We start from the raw sequence: 17,025 nt of genomic DNA on the forward strand, positions 1-17,025 counted from the left end.
GGCGGTGACGCCGACCAACTCCCCGTCCCCAGGGTGGTTCCCCGTCCGGCCGGATCGCGGGCCGGACGGGGAACCACCGGACGGGACGCGGATCAGACGCCGCCGTGGCCGCCCAGGTGGTGCACCCGGACCATGTTCGTGGTGCCGGGGACGCCGGGCGGGGAGCCGGCCGTGATGATCATGGTGTCGCCGGTCTCGTAGCGGTTCAGCCGGGACAGCTCCGCGTCACACAGCTCCACCATCTCGTCGGTGTGGCTGACCAGCGGCACCACGAAGGTCTCCACGCCCCAGCTGAGCGTCAGCTGGTTGCGGGTCGACGCCTCGGTGGTGAAGGCCAGGATCGGCTGCACCGCCCGGTAGCGGGAGAGCCGGCGGGCGGTGTCGCCGGACTTGGTGAACGCGACCAGCGTCTTGGCGTTCAGGAAGTCCGCCATCTCGGCCGCCGCCCTGGCCACCGAACCGCCCTGGGTGCGCGGCTTCTTGCCGGCGACCAGCGGCTGCAGGCCACGGGAGAGCAGCTCGTCCTCGGCGGCCACCACGATCTTGGACATCGTCTTGACGGTCTCGATCGGATAGCGCCCGACCGAGGACTCCGCCGACAGCATCACCGCGTCCGCGCCGTCCAGGATGGCGTTGGCCACGTCGGACGCCTCGGCGCGGGTGGGACGGGAGTTGGTGATCATCGACTCCATCATCTGGGTCGCCACGATCACCGGCTTGGCGTTCCGCCGACAGAGGTCGATCAGCCGCTTCTGCACCATCGGCACCCGCTCCAGCGGGTACTCGACGGCCAGGTCGCCGCGGGCCACCATCACCCCGTCGAAGGCGAGGACGACCTCCTCCATGTTCTCGACCGCCTGCGGCTTCTCCACCTTGGCGATCACCGGGACCCGGCGGCCCACCCGGTCCATCACCCGGTGCACGTCCCGCACGTCGTCGGCGTTGCGCACGAAGGAGAGCGCCACCAGGTCGGCGCCCAGCCGGAGCGCGAACTCCAGGTCCTCGACGTCCTTCTCGGACAGGGCCGGGACGTTGACCGCCACGCCGGGCAGGTTGATGCCCTTGTGGTCGGAGATCACGCCGCCCTCGATCACGATGGTGCGCACCCGCGGGCCGTCCACCTCCAGCACCTGGAGGGCGACGTTGCCGTCGTTGATCAGGATGCTCTCGCCCTTGGCGACGTCCCCCGGCAGGCCCTTGTAGGTGGTGCCGCAGATGGTGCGGTCGCCGGGGACGTCCTCGGTGGTGATGGTGAACTCGTCGCCCCGGGTCAGCTCCACCGGCCCGTTGGCGAAGGTCTCCAGGCGGATCTTGGGGCCCTGGAGGTCGGCCAGCACGCCGATCGCGCGGCCGGTCTCCTCGCTGGCCTTGCGGAGTCGGTGGTACCGCTCCTCGTGCTCCTCGTGGCTGCCGTGGCTGAAGTTGAAGCGGGCCACGTTCATGCCGGCGTCGATGAGGGCCTTCAGATTTTCGAAGGAGTCGACGGCGGGGCCCAGGGTGCAGACGATTTTGGAGCGGCGCATGGAAGCGATCCTATCGTTTTGTTCCATGGTGGAATAATTTGCGGGCTCAGGTTAGCCGAGGTCAGGCACTCACCAGCGCGAATGCCTGGGTGGCGATCTCCAGTTCCTCATCCGTGGGCACCACGGCGACCGCCACCCGAGCGTACTCCGGGGAGATCAGCCGGGGGCCGCGATCGGCGGCGGTGTTCAGCCGTTCGTCGACGGCGAGCCCCAACGCGTCAAGCCCGGCGACGGTGGCCGTTCGCACCGGTGCCGAGTTCTCCCCGACCCCGGCGGTGAAGGCCACCGCGTCCACCCGGCCCAGCACCGCGACATAGGCGCCCAGGTAGGAGCGCAGCCGGTGGACGTAGACGTCGAAGGCCAGCCGGGCCCGCTCGTCGCCCGCGTCCCGCCGCCGCACCACCTCCCGCATGTCGTTGTCGCCGCACAGCCCGCGCAGCCCGGACCTGGAGTTGAGCAGCTCGTCGATCTCGGCCACCGACATGCCGCCCACCCGGGCCAGGTGGAAGACCACCGCCGGGTCGATGTCGCCCGACCTGGTGCCCATCACCAGCCCCTGAAGCGGGGTCAGCCCCATCGAGGTGTCCACGCAGCGCCCGCCGGCCACCGCCGCGGCTGAGGCGCCGTTGCCCAGGTGCAGGGTGATCACGTTCACCTCGGCCGGCGGCCGGCCCAGCAACTCGGCGGTGCGGCGGGAGACATAGGCGTGCGAGGTGCCGTGGAAGCCGTACTTCCGCACCCGGTGCTCGGCCGCCACCTCCGCGTCGATCGCGTAGCAGGCCGCGTGGTCCGGGATGGTGGTGTGGAACGCGGTGTCGAAGACCGCCACCTGCGGCAGCTCCGGGTTGATGGCCAGCGCGGTGCGGATGCCGGCCAGGTTGGCCGGGTTGTGCAGCGGGGCCAGCGGCACCAGCCGCTCGATCTCCGCCAGCACCCGGTCGTCCACCACCGTCGGCTCGGTGAACGTCCGGCCGCCGTGCACCACCCGGTGGCCGATCGCGGCCAGCCGCGGCGAGTCCAGTCCGTGGCCGTCGGCGGACAGCTCCGCGTCGGCCGCGCGCAGCGCCGCCGCGTGGTCGCCCACCGGCAGCTCCCGCTCCCGCGGCGTGCCGCCGGCCGGGGTGTGGACCAGCCGGCCCGGCCCGTCCTCGCCGATCCGCTCCACCAGCCCGGCGGCCAGCCGCCGCCCCTCGGGCATCTCCAGCAGCTGGTACTTCAGTGACGAGGAGCCGGAGTTGAGCACCAGCACCTGAGAGGCGTTCACGCCGACGGGTCCCTTCGGGTTCGGGCGGCGGCGTCCTGGGCCTGGACGGCGGTGATCGCCACCGTGTTGACGATGTCCTGCACCAGCGCGCCCCTGGACAGGTCGTTCACCGGCTTGCGCAGCCCCTGGAGCACCGGGCCGACGGCCACCGCGCCGGCCGACCGCTGCACCGCCTTGTAGGTGGCGTTGCCGGTGTTCAGGTCGGGGAAGACCAGCACCGTGGCCTGGCCGGCCACCTCGGAGTCGGGCAGCTTGGTGGCCGCGACCGAGGGCTCGACGGCCGCGTCGTACTGGATCGGGCCCTCCACCAGCAGGTCGGGGCGCGCGGCCCGGACCAGCTCGGTGGCCTCCCGCACCTTGTCCACGTCCGGGCCGGAGCCCGAGGTGCCGGTCGAGTAGGAGAGCATCGCCACCCGGGGCGACACCCCGAACTCGGCCGCGGTGCGCGCCGACTGGATCGCGATGTCCGCCAGCTGGCGCGCGTCCGGGTCCGGGTTGACCGCGCAGTCCCCGTAGACCAGCACCCGGTCGGCCAGGCACATGAAGAAGACCGACGAGACGATCGCCGCGTCCGGCTTGGTGCGGATCACCTCGAACGCCGGCCGGATGGTGGCCGCCGTGGAGTGCGCGGCGCCGGAGACCATCCCGTCCGCCAGCCCCTCCCGCACCATCAGGGTGCCGAAGTACGAGACGTCCGAGACCACGTCGTAGGCCAGCTCCACGCTGACCCCGCGGTGCGCCCGCAGCCGGGCGTAGATCTCGGCGAACCGCTCCCGCAGCGGCGAGCTGGCCGGATCGACCACCCGGGCCACCGGGCCGTCTCCTTCGGCCGCCTCAGCCGCGCCCAACAGCTTCAGGTCCAGGCCGAGTTCGGCCGTCCGGCGGCGCACGGCCGACTCCTCGCCGAGCAGCGTCAGATCGCAGACCCCGCGGCGCAGCAGCACCTCGGCGGCGCGCAGCACCCGCTCCTCGGTGCCCTCCGGCAGCACCACGTGCCGCCGGTCGGCCCTGGCCCGCTCGATCAGCCCGTGCTCGAACATCATCGGCGTCACCCGGTCCCCGCGGGCCACCGCGAGCCGCTCGGTCAGGGCCGCTCCGTCCACGTGGGTCTCGAAGAGGCCCAGCGCCAGCTCCGCCTTCCGCGGGGTGGCCGCCGTCAGCTGGCCCTCAAGACCGGACAGCTCGGTCGCGGTGACGAACGAGCCGGCCGCGACCGACAGCACCGGGGTGCCGGGGGAGAGCCGGGCGGCCAGCGCCATGGTGCCGTCGTCCGGCCGGTCGCCCAGGGTCAGCAGCACCCCGGCGATCGGCGGCGAGCCGGCCGAGTGCGCGGCCAGCGCGCCGACCAGCAGGTCCGCCCGGTCCCCCGGGGTGATCACCAGGGCGCCCTCGGTCAGCGCGCCCAGGAAGGTCGGCAGCATCGCCCCGCCGAAGACGTAGTCCCGCACGTCCCTGGCCAGCCCCGCCGGGTCGCCGAGCACCACCTCGGCGGTCAGCGCCCTGGCCACCTGCGCCACCGTGGGCGCGGCCAGCGCCGGGTCCTCGGGCAGCGCGTAGACCGGCACCGGCAGGTGGTCGGCGAGCGCCGCCACGGTGGCCGGCACCTCGGCCCGCGGCACCCGGTTGGCGATCATCGCCAGCACGTCGCAGCCGAGCGCGGCGAACGCGTTGTGCGCGTTCCGCACCTCGGCGGCGATCGCCTCCCCGTCCTGGTCGACGCCGGCCACCACCGGCAGCACCGGGGCGCCGAACTCGTTGGCCAGCCGGGCGTTGAGGGTCAGCTCGGCCGGCAGCTGGGTGTCGGCGTAGTCGGTGCCCAGGACCAGTACCACCTCGTACTCGTCGGCCACCCGGTGGTAGTGCCGCACCAGCTCGGTGACCAGCTCGTCCATGCCGCGCTCGGCCAGCAGCGCGGCGGCGTGCTGGTAGCTCATCCCGGTCACCTCGGCCGCCGACTGGGAGAGCCGGTAGCGGGCGCGCAGCAGCTCGACCACCTGGTCGACGTGGCCCGCGTGGCCGAGCGGCCGGAAGAGCCCGACCCGGTCCACCGTCCGGGTCAGCAGCTCCATCACGCCCAGCTCCACCAGCTGTCGGCCGTCGCCCCGGCCGATGCCGGTCACATACACGCTGCCTGGCACTGGTCCCCTCCCGCTTCCTTCGAGTCGGTGCCGCGCGCTGTTCCCGCGGTCTTCGTCCGGCGTTGCCCCGCTGTCCGCGCGGGTACCCGTCGGGCCGTGGTTCGGTCGTGGTTCGGATCGTCGGTCGGTGCGCCGGCCGGTAGGCCGGTCGGTTCGTCGGTCGCTGCGTGGTTCGGTCATGACGCGGTCGCGGACGGTCGTTGTCCGGGCGAACCGGGAATGTTTCACCCGGGTGTTCCGGTCGCTTCCGGTTGCTTCCGAGCACTTCCGGCCACATCCGGGCACCGGGGCATTCCCCGCCCGACGGTAACCCGGAGCCGTGCGGGGGCGCGCGGCGGCCCTCCGAGCGCCGTTGGTGGGCACCGGGCCTCTCGTGACAGAATCCGGACGGCCCCGAAGGCGAGGCCGGTCACCCTCACCCCCCTAACCAGCGCTATGCGAGGAGAGCGGTCCACATGCGCATCGGAGTTCTCACCGCGGGCGGCGACTGCCCCGGTCTCAACGCGGTGATCCGGTCGGTCGTCCACCGCGCCGTGGTGGATCGCCAGGACGAGGTGATCGGATTCGAGGACGGCTTCAAGGGCCTGCTCGAAGGCCGTTACCGCACGCTCGACATCAACGAGGTGAGCGGCATCCTGGCCCGCGGCGGCACCATCCTGGGCTCCAGCCGGCTGGAGCGCGCCCGGCTCCGCGAAGCCTGCGACAACGCGGAGCAGTTCCAGCGCGAGCTGAGCCTGGACGCCCTGATCCCGATCGGCGGCGAGGGCACCCTGACGGCGGCCAAGATGCTCGCCGACGCCGGCATCCCGGTGGTCGGCGTGCCCAAGACCATCGACAACGACATCTCGGCCACCGACCGCACCTTCGGCTTCGACACCGCCGTCGGCGTGGCCACCGAGGCCATAGACCGCCTGAAGACCACGGCCGAGTCGCACCAGCGGGTCATGGTCGTCGAGGTCATGGGGCGGCACGCGGGCTGGATCGCGCTGGAGGCCGGCATGGCCGGCGGCGCGCACGGCATCTGCGTTCCCGAGCGTCCGTTCGAGGTGGACGCGATGTGCAAGATGATCGAGGACCGCTTCGAGCGGGGCAAGAAGTTCGCGGTGATCTGTGTCGCCGAGGGCGCCCGCCCGGCCGAGGGCTCGATGCCCTACGAGCGCGGCGAGATCGACCCCTACGGCCACGAGCGGTTCACCGGCATCGGCAACCGGCTCGCCATCGAGCTGGAGCAGCGCCTCGGCAAGGAGGCCCGGCCGGTCATCCTCGGCCACATCCAGCGCGGCGGCACCCCCACCGCCTACGACCGGGTGCTGGCCACCCGCTTCGGCTGGCACGCGGTGGAGGCCGCGCACCGGGGCGAGTTCGGCATGATGACGGCGCTGCGCGGCACCGAGATCGTGATGAGCCCGCTGGCCGACGCCACCGCCGAGCTGAAGCGGGTCCCGCAGAACCGGATGGACGAGACCGAGGCCGTCTTCTGACGGCCCCCGGCCGGCTCTGGCCGGCCGGGCCCGGGACTCAGGCTCAGGCCCGCCCTGATCGCCCCGGCCGACCGCTCACGATCGACGCTGATCGACCAGGGCCGGGGCTGGACCAGGACCGACCTGAGCCTGAGTCCCGGGCCCGGACCTGGACCCCGACCGGACCCGGGCTGGACCGGCTTGGCCCGAGACCTGACCGGTTTGGGCCTGGCCGGCGCCGACCGGTCGGCTCGGGCCTAGCCGGTCAGGTCGGCCGGGTCGGTGTTGGCGCCGCAGAGGACCACGCAGACCTCGCCGTCCGGCGGCGGCTGCGGGGCGCCGGCCAGCGCGGCCGCCGCGGCGTGCTCCACCGCCAGCCGGTGCTCGCGCCACAGCCGCCCGCGCGCCTCGACGATCGCCTGGTCCGGCACCAACACCGAGCGCACATGCGGCTGTCGCGCCCACCACAGGGCGTCGGCCGAGACCCGGCGGGCGCCCAGCGAGTCGGCCGCGACCGAGGCCACCGGGACATCGACCACCCGGCCGGCGGCCAGCGCCGCGTGCAACGCCCGGCAGTGCTCGGGCTCCACGCCCACCACCGTCAGCCCGTGCTCGGCCGCCGCCGCGGCCACCCCGGCCAGCAGCCCACCGCCGCCCACCGCGACCACCAGGGTGGTCACCGAGGGACGGGCCGCGAGGATCTCGCCGACGAGCGTCCCGGCCCCGGCCGCGATCAGCGGATGGTCATAGGCGTGCGACGCCAACGCCCCGTGCGCGGCGACGAACTGGGCACAGGCGTCCGCCGCCTCCGCGTACTCCGTGCCCACCTGCCGTACCTCGGCGCCCAGCGCACGCAGCCGCGCCACCTTCACCTCCGGCGCCGTGGTCGGCGTGAACACCGTCGCCGGCACCCCGGCCGCGGCCGCCGCCCAGGCGGCGGCCAGCCCCGCGTTGCCGCCGGAGGCGATGGCCACGCCGGCCGCCGGCAGGCTGCCGGCGGCCCGCCGGGCGGCGAGGAAGTTCCACGCGCCCCTGGCCTTGAAGGTGCCGGTGTGCTGGAGGAACTCCAGGGCGAACCACGTCCGTTCGCCGCCGGGCGCGAGCACCACCGGCCGCACCACGCCGGCGATCCGCTCGCCGGCCGCCCGCACATCCTGGTATCCGAGACCACACGCGTTCACCCGGCTCACCCTAGACGCCAGGACCCGCACCGGCCCGGCCACCTCCCCGCCGCCCGGCGGGAGGCCGCGGCCACGCCCTGGATGTGCCGTCCCGGGACGTTGGTCTCCCGGCACAGCCACGCCTGGAACCTCGGTCAGGCCGGCTGACCTACGGCGGAGCGCGGCCGGCCGGTGGGATAGGTTCGGCCACCATGGACATAGCGATCAGATCCGGCTATGTGGTGCCGGTGGACGGTGCCCCGATAACCGGGGGCACGGTGTTGGTGGTTGACGGGAAGATCGCGGCCGTGGGGCCGGACGCCGAGGTGGCGGTGCCGGACGGGGTGCGCGTGGTGGACGCGGCCGGCCGCTGGGTGCTGCCCGGCTTCGTCGAGGCGCACGGCCATCTCGGGGTGCACGAGGAGGCCGAGGGCTGGGCCGGCCAGGACACCAACGAGATGACCGACCCGGTCGGGGCCAGGATGCGGGCGCTGGACGCCATCAACCCGGCCGACCTGGGCTTCGCCGACGCGTTGGCCGGCGGGGTGACCAGCGCGGTGATCAAGCCCGGGTCCGGCAACCCGATCGGCGGCCAGACCGTCGCGGTCAAGTGCTGGGGCCGCACGGTGGACGACATGCTGGTCCGCGAACCGGTCAGCGTGAAGAGCGCGTTGGGCGAGAACCCGAAGCGGGTCTACGGCGAGAAGAAGCAGCTGCCCTCCACCCGGCAGGGCGTCGCGGCGGTCATCAGGGACGCCTTCACCCACGCCGAGGACTACCGGGCGCGGCGGGCGCACGCCGCCGCCGAGGGCAAGCCGTTCGACCGGGACCTGTCCCTTGAGGTCCTGGTGCGGGTGCTGGACGGCGAGTTGCCGTGGTGCCAGCACGGCCACCGCGCCGACGACATCGCCACCGCGATGCGGCTGGCCGACGAGTTCGGCTACCGGCTGGTGCTCAACCACGGCACCGAGGGCCACCTGTTGGCCGACGAGATCGCCCGCCGGGAGATCCCGGTGATCAGCGGCCCGCTCTTCACCACCCGCAGCAAGGTGGAGCTGCGCCAGCGGACGCTGGCCAACCCGGGCATCCTGGACCGCGCCGGGGTGCGGGTCGCGATCACCACCGACCACCCGGTGGTGCCGATCAACTTCCTGGTGCACCAGGTGACCCTGTGCGTCAAGGAGGGCCTGGACCGGGACCGGGCGCTGGCCACCATCACCACCAACCCGGCCGCCATCCTCGGCCTGGACGACCGGGTCGGCGCGCTCCGCCCCGGCCTGGACGGCGACGTGGTGATCTGGTCCGGCGACCCGCTGGACGTGTTCAGCCGCGCGCTGACGGTCTTCGTGGAGGGCCGCGAGGTCTACTCCTACGACACCGCGACCGGCGTCGGCACGGTGACCGACCCCTACCACCGGACGGCCTGAGCCCGCACCCCCCGACGCCGACGCCCCGCCGCCCGGAGGGTCGGCCGGGCGTCGGCGGTCAGGCCGGGGTGAGCCAGAGGGTGGCCAGCGGGGGGAGGGTGGGGGCGATGCTGACCGGCTGGCCGTGGCTGGGGATGGTCTCGGCCTTCAGCGGTTCGGGGTTGGCGACGCCCCCGCCGCCGAACCGCGGGTCGTCCGTGTTGAGCGTCTCCCGCCAGGCGTGGCAGCGGTCCGGCACCCCGAGCCGGTAGTCGTGCCGGACCACCGGGGAGAAGTTGCAGACCACCAGCAGCGGGCCGCCGTCCGCGGCGAACCGCAGGAAGGCCAGCACGTTGTCGCCGGCCGCCTCGGCCGCCACCCAGGCGAAGCCGGCCGGGTCCGAGTCCAGCTCCCAGAGCGCCGGGGTGGCCAGGTAGCGGTGGTTCAGCTCGCGCACCAGGTCCCGCACGCCCCGGTGGTCGCCGGCCGCCACGTAGTCGTCGGCCAGCACCCACCACTGCGGGCCCTCGACGTGTGACCACTCCGCGCCCTGGGCGAACTCCTGGCCCATGAAGAGGAGTTGCTTGCCCGGGTGGGACCACATGAAGCCGAGGTAGGCGCGCAGGTCGGCGCGCCGCCGCCACCAGTCGCCCGGCATCTTGGAGACCAGCGCGCCCTTGCCGTGCACCACCTCGTCGTGCGAGATGGGCAGCAGGTAGTTCTCCGAGTAGGCGTAGTGCAGGGCGAACGTCATCCGGTGGTGGTGCCAGGCCCGGTGCACCGGGTCCTCGCCGAGGTAGAGCAGGGTGTCGTGCATCCAGCCCAGGTTCCACTTGAGGTCGAAGCCCAGCCCGCCGTGCTCGGTGGCGCGGGTGACGCCGTCCCAGGCGGTGGACTCCTCGGCCACCGTGAACACCCCGGGGCAGCGGCGGTGGACGGTGGCGTTCAGCTCCTGGAGGAAGGACACCGCGTCCGGGTTCTCCCGGCCGCCGTGCGCGTTGGGCAGCCACTCGCCCTCGCCGCGCGAGTAGTCCAGGTAGAGCATGGAGGCCACGGCGTCCACCCGCAGCCCGTCCACGTGGTACTCCTCGCACCAGTAGAGGGCGTTGGCCACCAGGAGGTTCCGCACCTCGGGGCGGCCGTAGTCGAACTCCAGGGTGCCCCAGTCGGGGTGCTCGGCCCGCCGCGGGTCGGGGTGCTCGTAGCAGGGGGTGCCGTCGAACGCGGCCAACGCCCAGTCGTCCTTGGGGAAGTGCGCCGGCACCCAGTCGACCAGCACCCCGATGCCGGCCTGGTGCAGCGCGTCCACCAGCAGCTTGAAGTCGTCCGGGCGGCCCAGCCGGGCGGTGGGCGCGTAGTAGCCGGTCACCTGGTAGCCCCAGGAGCCGCCGAACGGGTGCTCGGCCGGCGGCATCAGCTCCACGTGGGTGAAGCCCAGGTCCCGCACGTAGGCGGGGAGTTGCTCGGCCAGCTCGCGGTAGCCGAGGCCGGGCCGCCAGGACGCCGGGTGCAGCTCGTAGACCGAGAGCGGGCCGGTGTGCACCGGGCGTGCGCCCCGGGTGGCCAGCCAGTCGGCGTCGCCCCAGCTGTAGTCGCTCTCGTGCACGATCGAGGCGGTGGCCGGCGGGCACTCGGTGCGGCGCGCGAACGGGTCGGCGCGCAGCGTGTGCGTGCCGTCGACGCCCCGCACCTCGAACTTGTAGAGCGCCCCCGGGCGCACGCCGGGCACGAACAGCTCCCAGACCCCGCTGGCGCCCAGCGAGCGCATCGGTAGCGCGGTGCCGTCCCAGTGGGTGAAGTCACCGGTGACCCGCACCCCCTGGGCGTTGGGCGCCCAGACGGCGAACCGGGTGCCGGCCACCCCCTGGTGGGTGGTGGGGTGCGCGCCCAGCGCCTCCCAGAGGCGCTCGTGCCGGCCCTCGGCGATCAGGTGCAGGTCCAGCTCGCCCAGCGTGGGCAGGAAGCGGTACGGGTCGTGGGTGACCAGCTCGGTGCCGTCCGGGTAGCCCACCACCAGCTGGTAGTCGGCCGGCGGTGGCCCGGGCAGCACGGCCTGGAAGAGGCCGTCGCCGAGCCCGGTCAGGGGCGTCCGCGACCCGTCGGGGCGGCGCACCGCGACCCGGTCGGCCAGCGGGCGCAGGGCCCGCACCAGCGTGCCCCCGGGGAGCGGGTGGGCCCCCAGCAGCGCGTGCGGGTCGTGATGCGCCCCGGCGAGCAACAACGCGCGGTCCTGTGCGGGCAGCTTCACGGGCGTGGTCTCCTCAACGACGGGCGGTGACGGGCTGGCTACGAGGCGGGACGGACGACGAGCGGCGAACCGGGGGATGGGGGAGCGGGGGAAGGGCGGCGGGGCGCTCAGCCGTCGGCGGCGGCCTCGGCCAGCCGACGGACCGCCATCATCGGCACCGGCAGCCAGGACGGCCGGTGCCTGGCCTCGTAGAGCACCTCGTAGATCGCCTTGTCCGTCTCGTAGGCGAGCAGCAACTCCCGCTCGGCCAGCGGGTCCCGGCCGCCGGCGGCCGCGTAGCCGGCGCGGAACGCGGCCCGGTTGGCGCGCGACCACTCGGCCGCGCCGCGGTGCCCGCGCACCTGGTGCTGGCAGGCCGCGTAGTCGAAGGAGCGCAGCATCCCCGCCACGTCCCGCACCGGTGGCCCCGGCTCGCGCCGGTCGGCCAGCGGCCGGGCCGGCTCGCCCTCGAAGTCGATCACCGTCCACGGCGCGTCGGCCGCGTCGGCCGGCCCGTCCGTGGTGAGCACCTGCCCCAGGTGCAGGTCGCCGTGGAGCCGCTGGACGTGCGCCTGGCCGCCGCGCGCCGCGTAGTCCGCCAGCGCGGCGTAGGCGCGGCGCAGCCCGTCGCGGTGCGGGCGCAGCGCGGAGACCACCTCGACGGCCCGGTCCAGCCGGTCCAGCATGCCGAGCGCGATGCCCTCCAGCCGCCGGCCGGCCAGCCGGTCGGTGGGCAGCGCGGCGGCCAGCGCCGCGTGCACCTCGGCGGTGGCCCGGCCCAGCGCGTGCGCGGCCGGGGTGAAGTCGGTGCGGTCGGCCAGCGAGCGCTGGGCCAGCTGCCAGCCGTCGGTGGAGCCGGCGAGGAACGGCTGGAGCACGCCCAGGGTCAGCGGCTCCGCCTGGGCGCCGGGCCAGTTGGCCTCGAACCAGGCGGCCGGCGCCGGCACCCGGGCGCAGCCGGCCTCGGCCAGCGCCAGCGGCAGTTCGAGGTCCGGGTTGACGCCGGGGGAGACCCGGCGGAAGAGCTTGAGGATGTGCGCGTCGCCGAAGACCACGGAGGAGTTGGTCTGTTCGCCGGTCAGCAGCCGGGCGGCCAGCCCCGAGGGGATGCGGGCGCCGGCGGACCGGCCGAAGGAGAGGGTGCCCAGCCGGCCCGGGGTGCGCAACCGTTCCAGCAGCAGGCCGGCGAGCCGGGGGTCGTGCAGCGCCTCGTAGATCGCCCAGCCGCGCAGTGGCCCCTCGGCGGCCCGGCCGACCAGGGCCGGGCCCAACGCGTCCGGCAGCGCCGGCCGGACGCCGAGCAGCAGTTGGTAGCAGTCGCCCGCCGGCTCGGCGCGCGCCGGCCCGGTGCCGGCGCGCACGATCAGGTGGAGCAGCCCCGGGGTGGTGCCCGCGGGGTGGCAGGGCAGGAGTTCGGTCGCTGAGACGGTGGTCAGCTCGCCGAGCGGCCGGCCCTTGCCGGCGAACCAGCGTTGTTCCGGCAGCCAGTTGGTGAGGAGCCCGGTGAGCGAGCGCAACAGCGCGCTGGCGTGCGGCTGGCGGGCCCGCGCCGGGCGGGGCGAGTGGGGGGCCTGAGCCGTCCGGGGCGCGGAGCTATCCGACATGACGTCCTTTCCCCGGGCGCGTTGTTTGTCACGAAGTGTCCCGGATGCCGGCTTGAGTTGCCCGGCGGTGTGGGACGTGTCGTGCAGGAACGGCCGTGCGGGTGAGGAGCGTGACGCGGCGGGAGGCTCTGGCCAACGGTCGGTCGGCGGCGGTCGGGGGAGGGCCGCCCCCAGCGTGCTGGGGGAAGCCGGTCGGGGTCCCGCTGTGCGCGCTACGCCTCGGAGGGCTGCCGCAGCCGGAACCAGTAGAAGCCGTGCCCGGCGAGGGTCAGCAGGTACGGCAGTTCACCGACGGCGGGGAACCGCACCCCGCCGATCAGCTCCACCGGCACCCGCCCCGTCCAGGACCGCAGGTCCAGCTCGGTGGGCTGGGAGAACCGGGAGAAGTTGTTGACGCACATCACCAGGTCGTCGCCGTGCTCCCGCAGATAGGCGAGCACCGCCGGGTTGGACGAGGGCAGCTCGGTGTAGGTGCCAAGACCGAACGCCGGGTTCTGCTTGCGGATCTCCACCATCCGCCGGGTCCAGTGCAGCAGCGAGGCCGGCGAGCTCATCGCCGCCTCCACGTTGGTCACCTGGTACCCGTAGACCGGGTCCATGATGGTCGGCAGGAAGAGCCGGCCCGGGTCGCAGGAGGAGAAGCCGGCGTTCCGGTCCGGCGTCCACTGCATCGGGGTGCGGACCGCGTCCCGGTCGCCGAGCCAGATGTTGTCGCCCATCCCGATCTCGTCCCCGTAGTAGAGGATCGGCGATCCGGGCAGCGACAGCAGCAGCGCCGTGAACAGCTCGATCTGGTTGCGGTCGTTGTCCAGCAGCGAGGCCAGCCGCCGCCGGATGCCGATGTTGGCGCGCATCCGCGGGTCCTTGGCGTACTCCGCGTACATGTAGTCGCGCTCCTCGTCGGTGACCATCTCCAGGGTCAGCTCGTCGTGGTTGCGCAGGAAGATCCCCCACTGGCAGCCGGAGGGGATCTGCGGGGTCTTGGCCAGCACCTCGGAGACCGGGTAGCGGGACTCCCGGCGCACGGCCATGAAGATCCGTGGCATCACCGGGAAGTGGAACGCCATGTGGCACTCGTCGCCGCCCTTGTCGAGGTCGCCGAAGTAGTCCACGACGTCCTCCGGCCACTGGTTGGCCTCGGCCAGCAGCACCGTGTCCGGGTAGTGCGCGTCGATCTCGGCCCGCACCCTCTTCAGGAAGGCGTGGCTGGCAGGAAGGTTTTCGCAGTTGGTGCCCTCCGCCGCGTACAGGTAGGGCACCGCGTCCAGCCGGAAGCCGTCGATGCCCAGGTCCAGCCAGAACTTCAGCGCGGAGATCATCTCCTCCTGCACGGCCTCGGACTCGTAGTTGAGGTCCGGCTGGTGGGAGAAGAAGCGGTGGAAGTAGTACTGCTTGCGGACCGGGTCGAACGCCCAGTTGGACGACTCCGTGTCGACGAAGATGATCCGGGCGTCCCCGTACCCCTTGTCGTCGTCGGCCCAGACGTAGTAGTCCCCGTACGGGCCCTCCGGGTCCCGGCGGGACTCCTGGAACCAGCGGTGCTGGTCGCTGGTGTGGTTCATCACGAAGTCGATGATGACCCGCATCCCGCGCTGGTGCGCGGCGTCCACGAACTCCACGAAGTCCGCCAGGTCACCGAACTCGGGGAGCACGTCGGTGTAGTCGGAGACGTCGTACCCGCCGTCACGCAGCGGGGACTTGAAGAAGGGCGGCAGCCACAGGCAGTCCACGCCCAGCCACTGAAGGTAGTCCAGCCGCGCGGTGATCCCCTTCAGATCACCGACACCGTCGCCGTTGCTGTCCTGGAAGGAGCGGACGAGGACCTCGTAGAAGACCGCGCGCTTGAACCACTCGGGATCACGGTCGCGGGCGGGCGTGTCCTCGAAGGTGTCGAGGACCGGCTCATTGACGCTCATGGTTGGGTGACCCTCCGGTCTGTGAGGACGGTCGCAGGGCCAAGATGTGCGCTGACGAGGCGTACGCATCCGCACGGCCCGGCTCAAGCCGCACATAGTTGTCCCTGCCCCAGTAGTAGGTCGTCCCGGTGAGCTGGTCGCACACCGGAAAGGGCTCGGCGCCGCCTTCCTGCGCGGGCGTGAGGCCGCACCCTTGGAGTTGCTCCATATCCAACGAGACCGTCGCTTCGTGGGTGTGGTGTGGATCGAGGTTGACCACGATCAGCACGCAGTCGGCCTGAGGTGTCCGCGTCCGCTTGGAGTAGGCCAGGATGTGCTCGTTGTTCGTGCGGTGGAAGTGAAGATTCCGAAGCTGCCGCAGCGCCGGGTGGCGCCGCCGGAGCGCGTTGAGCAGCGTGACGAGCCCGGTGATGCTCTGGCCCGCGGCCTCCGCGCCGGCCCAGTCGCGGGGGCGCAACTCGTACTTCTCCGACGCCGCGTACTCCTCGCTCCCCGGCGCCGCCGCCTGGTTCTCGCACAGCTCGAAGCCCGCGTACATGCCCCAGGTCGGGGCGAGCGTGGCCGCCAGCACCGCCCGGACCTGGAACGCCGGCCGGCCGCCCGTCTGGAGGTAGGCGGGCAGGATGTCCGGCGTGTTCACGAAGAAGTTGGGCCGCATGTAGGCGGCGGCCGGGCCGCTGAGTTCCGTCAGGTACTCGGTCAGCTCCTCCTTCGTGTTCCGCCAGGTGAAATACGTGTAGGACTGCTGGAAACCGATCTGCCCCAACGTCCGCATCATCGCCGGCCTGGTGAAAGCCTCGGCCAGGAACAGCACGTCCGGATCGGCCCGGTTGATCTCGGTGATGACCTTCTCCCAGAACACCACCGGCTTGGTGTGCGGATTGTCGACGCGGAAGATCCGCACCCCGTGCGCCATCCAGAACCGCAGCACCCGCAGCGTCTCGGTGACCAGCCCGCGGAAGTCCTGCTCGAAGGAGATCGGATAGATGTCCTGGTATTTCTTCGGCGGATTCTCGGCGAACGCGATCGTGCCGTCCAGGCGCCGGGTGAACCATTCCGGATGGCTTTTCACCCAGGGATGGTCGGGGCTGCACTGGAGGGCGAAGTCCAGTGCCACCTCAAGCTCCAGCTCCCTGGCCCTGGCGACGAACGCGTCGAAGTCGTCCAGGGTGCCGAGATCGGGGTGGATCGCGTCGTGACCGCCGTCCGGCGAGCCGATCGCCCAGGGCGAGCCGACATCGTCCCGCCCCGCCGACAGGGCGCCGTCCCGCCCCTTGCGGAACGCCGTGCCGATGGGGTGGACCGGCGGCAGGTACACCACGTCGAAGCCCATCTCGGCCAGCGCCGGCAGCCGTTCGGCGGCGCTCCGCAGCGTGCCGTGCACCGGGGGCGTGTTCGGCCGCACCCGCGCCCCCTCGGAGCGCGGGAACATCTCGTACCAGGAGCCGAAGAGCGCCCGCTCGCGCTCCACCAGCACCGGCAGCGGCCGTGAGGCGCTGACCAGTTCACGCAGCGGGTGCTCCGCCAGCACCTCGGCGACCCGCGCCGCGTGCGCGGCGGCCAGCCGGGTGGCCGGCGGCAACTCCGCGTCCGACAGCCGGTCGGCGGTCCGCAGCAGCACGTCCCGGCCGGCGTTCTTCGGGACCCCGCCGGCCGCCCGGCGCAGCAGTTCGGCGCCCTCCAGCAGCGTCAGCTCCACGTCGACGCCGGCCGGCACCTTGATCGCGGCCCGCCGCAGCCAGCTGGTCACCGGGTCCCCCCAGGACTCGACCGCGAACGTCCACCGGCCCTCCCGGTCCGGCGTGACCTCCGCCCCCCAGCGGTCCAGGCCCGGCTCCAGCTCGGCCATCGGCAGCCACGGCCCGCCCCGGCCCCCCGGGTCCCGCAGCACCACGTTGGCCCCCACCGCGTCCGGCCCCTCCCGGAAGACGGTCGCGGTGACCAGGAAGGTCTCCCCCGGCACCGCCTTGACCGGGCGACGCCCGCAGTCAACGCGTGGCTGGACGTCAAGGACAGGAATACGACCGATCATGGGGAGTCCACCTGAATACGTCGGGGGCGGGCTTTTCCCTCGCGGGAAGAGACGTTGTCCTTTGTATCCGTTGGACTCCAGGGTAAGGGGTTTCGGAACTCCCGCCCTGGGCCCGCGTCACTCGGCTGGCGGGGCTTTCGACGCCTGACGGCCGTTCTCCGGAGGGGTTTTTCGTACCGCCGTTTCACCTGCCCCGAAGAGGTATGCCGCGACCCGCGGAACCGGTTTGCCGGCGGGCTGGTTGCGACCGGTCGGATTCGGCCATCCCCCGACGCCGTTCCGTGCGCGGCCGGCC

General features: G+C 73.0%; 10 protein-coding genes. 2 read left to right on the forward strand and 8 right to left on the reverse strand.

Annotated elements, in window-relative coordinates:
* Positions 1-92: 92 nt before the first annotated feature.
* The 3 genes from pyk to pta form a co-directional block, all read right to left on the reverse strand.
* A complete protein-coding gene (pyk, locus tag RM844_RS00175; protein ID WP_311663225.1) occupies positions 93-1,523 on the reverse strand; it encodes a pyruvate kinase in 1,431 nt (476 codons plus the stop codon).
* A 61-nt stretch (positions 1,524-1,584) separates the two neighbouring features.
* Positions 1,585-2,787 carry an acetate kinase gene (locus tag RM844_RS00180; protein ID WP_311663227.1) on the reverse strand — a complete coding sequence of 401 codons (1,203 nt, stop codon included), beginning with the start codon at positions 2,785-2,787 and terminating at the stop codon, positions 1,585-1,587.
* On the reverse strand, positions 2,784-4,925 hold the full coding sequence (pta, locus tag RM844_RS00185; protein ID WP_311663229.1) for a phosphate acetyltransferase: 2,142 nt from the start codon (positions 4,923-4,925) through the stop codon (positions 2,784-2,786). Before pta ends, RM844_RS00180 begins: the two co-directional genes overlap by 4 nt.
* 455 nt (positions 4,926-5,380) lie before the next feature.
* Here pta and RM844_RS00190 point away from each other — a divergent pair, with 455 nt between their 5' ends.
* On the forward strand, positions 5,381-6,406 hold the full coding sequence (locus tag RM844_RS00190; RefSeq protein WP_311663231.1) for an ATP-dependent 6-phosphofructokinase: 1,026 nt from the start codon (positions 5,381-5,383) through the stop codon (positions 6,404-6,406).
* A gap of 236 nt (positions 6,407-6,642) precedes the next feature.
* Here RM844_RS00190 and RM844_RS00195 read toward each other — a convergent pair whose 3' ends face one another.
* Complete coding sequence (locus RM844_RS00195) at positions 6,643-7,566, reverse strand: serine/threonine dehydratase (protein WP_311663233.1); 924 nt, start codon at positions 7,564-7,566, stop codon at positions 6,643-6,645.
* Between the two features lie 191 nt (positions 7,567-7,757).
* On the opposite strand from RM844_RS00195, the gene RM844_RS00200 reads away from it, so the two are divergent.
* On the forward strand, positions 7,758-8,972 hold the full coding sequence (locus RM844_RS00200) for an amidohydrolase (RefSeq protein ID WP_311663235.1): 1,215 nt from the start codon (positions 7,758-7,760) through the stop codon (positions 8,970-8,972).
* 58 nt (positions 8,973-9,030) lie between these two features.
* On the opposite strand, the gene glgB is transcribed toward RM844_RS00200, so the two are convergent.
* The 4 genes from glgB to RM844_RS00220 form a co-directional block, all read right to left on the reverse strand.
* Positions 9,031-11,199, reverse strand: coding sequence for a 1,4-alpha-glucan branching enzyme (gene glgB, locus RM844_RS00205; RefSeq protein ID WP_311663237.1), 2,169 nt, complete (start codon positions 11,197-11,199; stop codon positions 9,031-9,033).
* Between the two features lie 107 nt (positions 11,200-11,306).
* Positions 11,307-12,782, reverse strand: a complete 1,476-nt coding sequence (locus RM844_RS00210; RefSeq protein WP_311663239.1) for a maltokinase N-terminal cap-like domain-containing protein — start codon at positions 12,780-12,782, stop codon at positions 11,307-11,309.
* 212 nt (positions 12,783-12,994) lie between these two features.
* The gene (gene treS, locus RM844_RS00215) at positions 12,995-14,698 is read right to left on the reverse strand and encodes a maltose alpha-D-glucosyltransferase (RefSeq protein ID WP_311663241.1); all 1,704 of its coding nucleotides are present in this window, start codon (positions 14,696-14,698) and stop codon (positions 12,995-12,997) included.
* Positions 14,685-16,730 carry an alpha-1,4-glucan--maltose-1-phosphate maltosyltransferase gene (locus tag RM844_RS00220; RefSeq protein WP_311663243.1) on the reverse strand — a complete coding sequence of 682 codons (2,046 nt, stop codon included), beginning with the start codon at positions 16,728-16,730 and terminating at the stop codon, positions 14,685-14,687. The genes treS and RM844_RS00220 overlap by 14 nt, the downstream gene beginning before the upstream one ends.
* Positions 16,731-17,025 lie beyond the last annotated feature (295 nt).

This window comes from Streptomyces chisholmiae, assembly GCF_031845445.1.
GTDB classification, from domain to species: Bacteria; Actinomycetota; Actinomycetes; order Streptomycetales; family Streptomycetaceae; genus Streptomyces; species Streptomyces chisholmiae.